General features: G+C 28.9%; 6 protein-coding genes and 1 pseudogene. All 7 read right to left on the bottom strand.

All coding sequences use genetic code 11. The annotated features are described in order from the left end of the window. Positions 1 to 169: 169 nt before the first annotated feature. On the bottom strand, positions 170 to 418 hold the full coding sequence (locus WKS98_RS09845) for a DUF4368 domain-containing protein (RefSeq protein WP_498918926.1): 249 nt from the start codon (positions 416 to 418) through the stop codon (positions 170 to 172). Next, positions 409 to 624, bottom strand: a pseudogene (locus WKS98_RS09840) (recombinase zinc ribbon domain-containing protein); the annotation flags it as partial. The pseudogene WKS98_RS09840 and the gene WKS98_RS09845, both read right to left, overlap by 10 nt. A gap of 49 nt (positions 625 to 673) precedes the next feature. Then, on the bottom strand, positions 674 to 844 hold the full coding sequence (locus tag WKS98_RS09835; protein WP_498918924.1) for a hypothetical protein: 171 nt from the start codon (positions 842 to 844) through the stop codon (positions 674 to 676). Positions 845 to 916: 72 nt separating this feature from the next. Then, positions 917 to 1,828 carry a hypothetical protein gene (locus tag WKS98_RS09830; RefSeq protein WP_498918922.1) on the bottom strand — a complete coding sequence of 304 codons (912 nt, stop codon included), beginning with the start codon at positions 1,826 to 1,828 and terminating at the stop codon, positions 917 to 919. Positions 1,829 to 1,899: 71 nt separating this feature from the next. Further along, entirely contained in the window at positions 1,900 to 2,157 is a 258-nt protein-coding gene (locus WKS98_RS09825; RefSeq protein WP_498918921.1) for a DUF3847 domain-containing protein, read from the bottom strand. Continuing rightward, positions 2,154 to 2,285, bottom strand: a complete 132-nt coding sequence (locus WKS98_RS09820) for a hypothetical protein (RefSeq protein WP_498918919.1) — start codon at positions 2,283 to 2,285, stop codon at positions 2,154 to 2,156. The genes WKS98_RS09825 and WKS98_RS09820 overlap by 4 nt, the downstream gene beginning before the upstream one ends. 73 nt (positions 2,286 to 2,358) lie before the next feature. Continuing rightward, a complete protein-coding gene (locus WKS98_RS09815) occupies positions 2,359 to 2,514 on the bottom strand; it encodes a hypothetical protein (RefSeq protein ID WP_498918917.1) in 156 nt (51 codons plus the stop codon). Positions 2,515 to 2,539: the final 25 nt, after the last annotated feature.

The raw sequence follows: 2,539 nt of genomic DNA, 5'->3' as shown, positions 1-2,539 counted from the left end.
TAGTCGGTGCAGTTTTAAAACTACGCCGACTACAAAGTCATAATTTGATTTTTTCCATACTAGCTTTTTTCTTTTTTAAATATCTGTAATTATACTCTCGCTTCTTCTCTCTCTTTTTCCTTAGCTTCTCTAGTTCATCAAGTTCCTCTTGCGTAAGTTCTTTAGGTTCTTATTGTGGCAATTCAAACTTGCCAATAAAGTTCAGGTATATTTCAACTTCCTGTGTTCTTTCATAGTTATCCCATTTACCATCGTGAACCAGTATCTTATCTACAAATTCATTTATCATTGGAGTTGTAAGTTCGCTAAAATCAGTATATTTCTTTACAAGTGATATAAACTTATCTGCTCTAATACTATCTTCCTCAAAGTTTTTTAATATACTTTTTGAATGTTCAATGGATTTTTCTAATGCCATTTGCTCTTTTGAGGTTGAGTACACTTTTTTATAAATTCTTCTTCATTCAACTTTACATACTCGCTTACTTCTTTGATAGTCTCTAAAACTAATTTATTAAGAACTTCGTTCCTGATATAGTGTGATGAACATTTTTCTTCAAAATTCCCTTTTGCTAAGTTATATGTTGAACAAATATATTCATCTTTAGGGGGACGCCTTTTATCTGTTTTTCTGACTAACCAATCTCTTTTAAATCCGGCTTTTCCACCTTTACTAGTTTATGTATGTTCTTTTGTCTGATAGATAATTTTTCATGTTGGAATATATAATCTGTATTTCTTCATTATTCATTGCTGTTATTTCTTCTGTGCTTTTATAGGTTTTGTATGTTCCATCTTGATCTGCTTTTATGAGTTCTTCTATTAGCTCTTGCCTTTTATTCATCTCTATTACCTCCTAGATCTGCCTTTATTTTCTTGGTCATATTATAGTTTGGATAAGATATTTTACCAGGTCTTATCTTTCTTGATTTTTGTAATAGTCTTTAGTCATTTGTCTTTTTTTATTAAAACTATCACTGTCTTGCTTATACTCTTTTATTTTTTCTATGATACTTTCTTTTTCTCCTCTCTTGATTGCCTTGTCAATTTCTATTGATAGGTCAATATCATATTCTTTATTCACTACTTCTACTGCATATTTAATATGATTTATTTCTTTGTATCTTTCCCTTATCTTTTCTGACTCTGTATTTAATTTACTGATTTCATCTTCTAAGTTTTTAATTTCTCCTAACCATTCTTTTTCTCTTAAATTTTTCTTTCCACTGATTTTTTCAATTAAGGTTCTTGCCCTTATATGTTGGTCTATTTTCTTTTGATTATTCTTGTAGAAGCTTTCTTTGAATATTTTCTTGCTTTCATATTCTTGGTAGGTTGCTTTTGTTTTTCTTACAGTCTTTGCATAGGCTAAACACTTATTAAGGTCTTCTATCTTTTGACTGTTTTCTTTTATGGTCTTATATATTTCAGAGTTTTTACTTCTTAATGTATTTATATGTCCTTGTAGGTCTGATATGGTTTTTATTTTATTTTCTCTTAGATAATTTATTCCACTTGCATATCTTTTTAGATCATAGATTGCTTTGTTTCTTTTGCCATAAACTGATAATTCTGCTCTATTGTTTTCTTGCATTTCTTGATAGAAGCTTAAATATTCATAGAGGTTAAAGAGTCCTGATTCATTTTCGATTTGCTTTTTACTTTGGTCTTTATATTCCTTGTATGATTCTTTTAGTTTATCTTTAAAGCCTGCTAGCCATGATGTTATTTTCTTTATTTCATTGCCTATGTTTTTTAATAGTTCAGTCTGTTTTTTTATTTCACGATTTATATCTCCTTTTTCTGTTCTTATTCCTTTTCTTTCCATTGCACTAGCACTTGCTCCTAGATGTATTGTTGGTATTTGTTTTATGCCTTGTCTTTTAAAACTCCTATGGTCTACTCTTTTTTCTTTGTTGCTTTTTCTAGTAGGATTTTTATTTCTTCATCTGTTAGTTCTTCTACATTTTCTATAAGGCTTTCTAAGATTGCTCCTCTTATTATGAGCCTATGAGTTCTATCTTTTCTTCTTTTCACTATGTCTTGTTTTAATATCTTTTGTTCTTTATTTTTTAGTTGCCTTAATCTTTTTTCTGTATCATCTATTTTATCTTTTATTTCTTTTGACTCTTGTCTTATTTGATCTAATTTTTTCATATATAACTCCTTTCGTTAAAATAAAAAAGAGATAACATTTCTGCTATCTCTTTAAAAGTTTCATTATTAAATTTCTTGTCATCTAACAACGCATTAAAATAAATCTTCCAGCCTTTTCCAGCTTTCATTATTCATTTCTTTTGTGTAGTTTGTATTGTTAATGTAAAGTCTTGTATACTTATCTCTAACAACCCCCCCAATTTATTTTACGCCTATCTGCATAATCCTTAGTTGTTGGCTTTTTTCATAGGCATATTCTATAATCTTTTTCATAGCTTTTAAAATAGCCTTTGCTGAATACTGAGCCACTTTTATCTCAATATTTATAGCCTTATTATTAACTTCATCATTTACCATATAGGTGACCTCCTTTCCGGGGAAA

This window comes from Lagierella sp. ICN-221743 (genome assembly GCF_037890055.1).
Taxonomy (GTDB): Bacteria; Bacillota; Clostridia; order Tissierellales; family Peptoniphilaceae; genus Mediannikoviicoccus.
This window is presented reverse-complemented; position numbering and strand designations above follow the sequence as displayed.

Excerpts from the sequence above, each read along its gene's own strand:
- WKS98_RS09815 (WP_498918917.1), bottom strand. The coding sequence starts at position 2,514 with ATGGTAAATGATGAAGTTAATAATAAGGCTATAAATATTGAGATAAAA.
- WKS98_RS09820 (WP_498918919.1), bottom strand. The coding sequence starts at position 2,285 with ATGAAAGCTGGAAAAGGCTGGAAGATTTATTTTAATGCGTTGTTAGAT.
- WKS98_RS09835 (WP_498918924.1), bottom strand. The coding sequence starts at position 844 with ATGAATAAAAGGCAAGAGCTAATAGAAGAACTCATAAAAGCAGATCAA.
- WKS98_RS09845 (WP_498918926.1), bottom strand. The coding sequence starts at position 418 with ATGGCATTAGAAAAATCCATTGAACATTCAAAAAGTATATTAAAAAAC.
- WKS98_RS09825 (WP_498918921.1), bottom strand. The coding sequence starts at position 2,157 with ATGAAAAAATTAGATCAAATAAGACAAGAGTCAAAAGAAATAAAAGAT.
- WKS98_RS09830 (WP_498918922.1), bottom strand. The coding sequence starts at position 1,828 with ATGGAAAGAAAAGGAATAAGAACAGAAAAAGGAGATATAAATCGTGAA.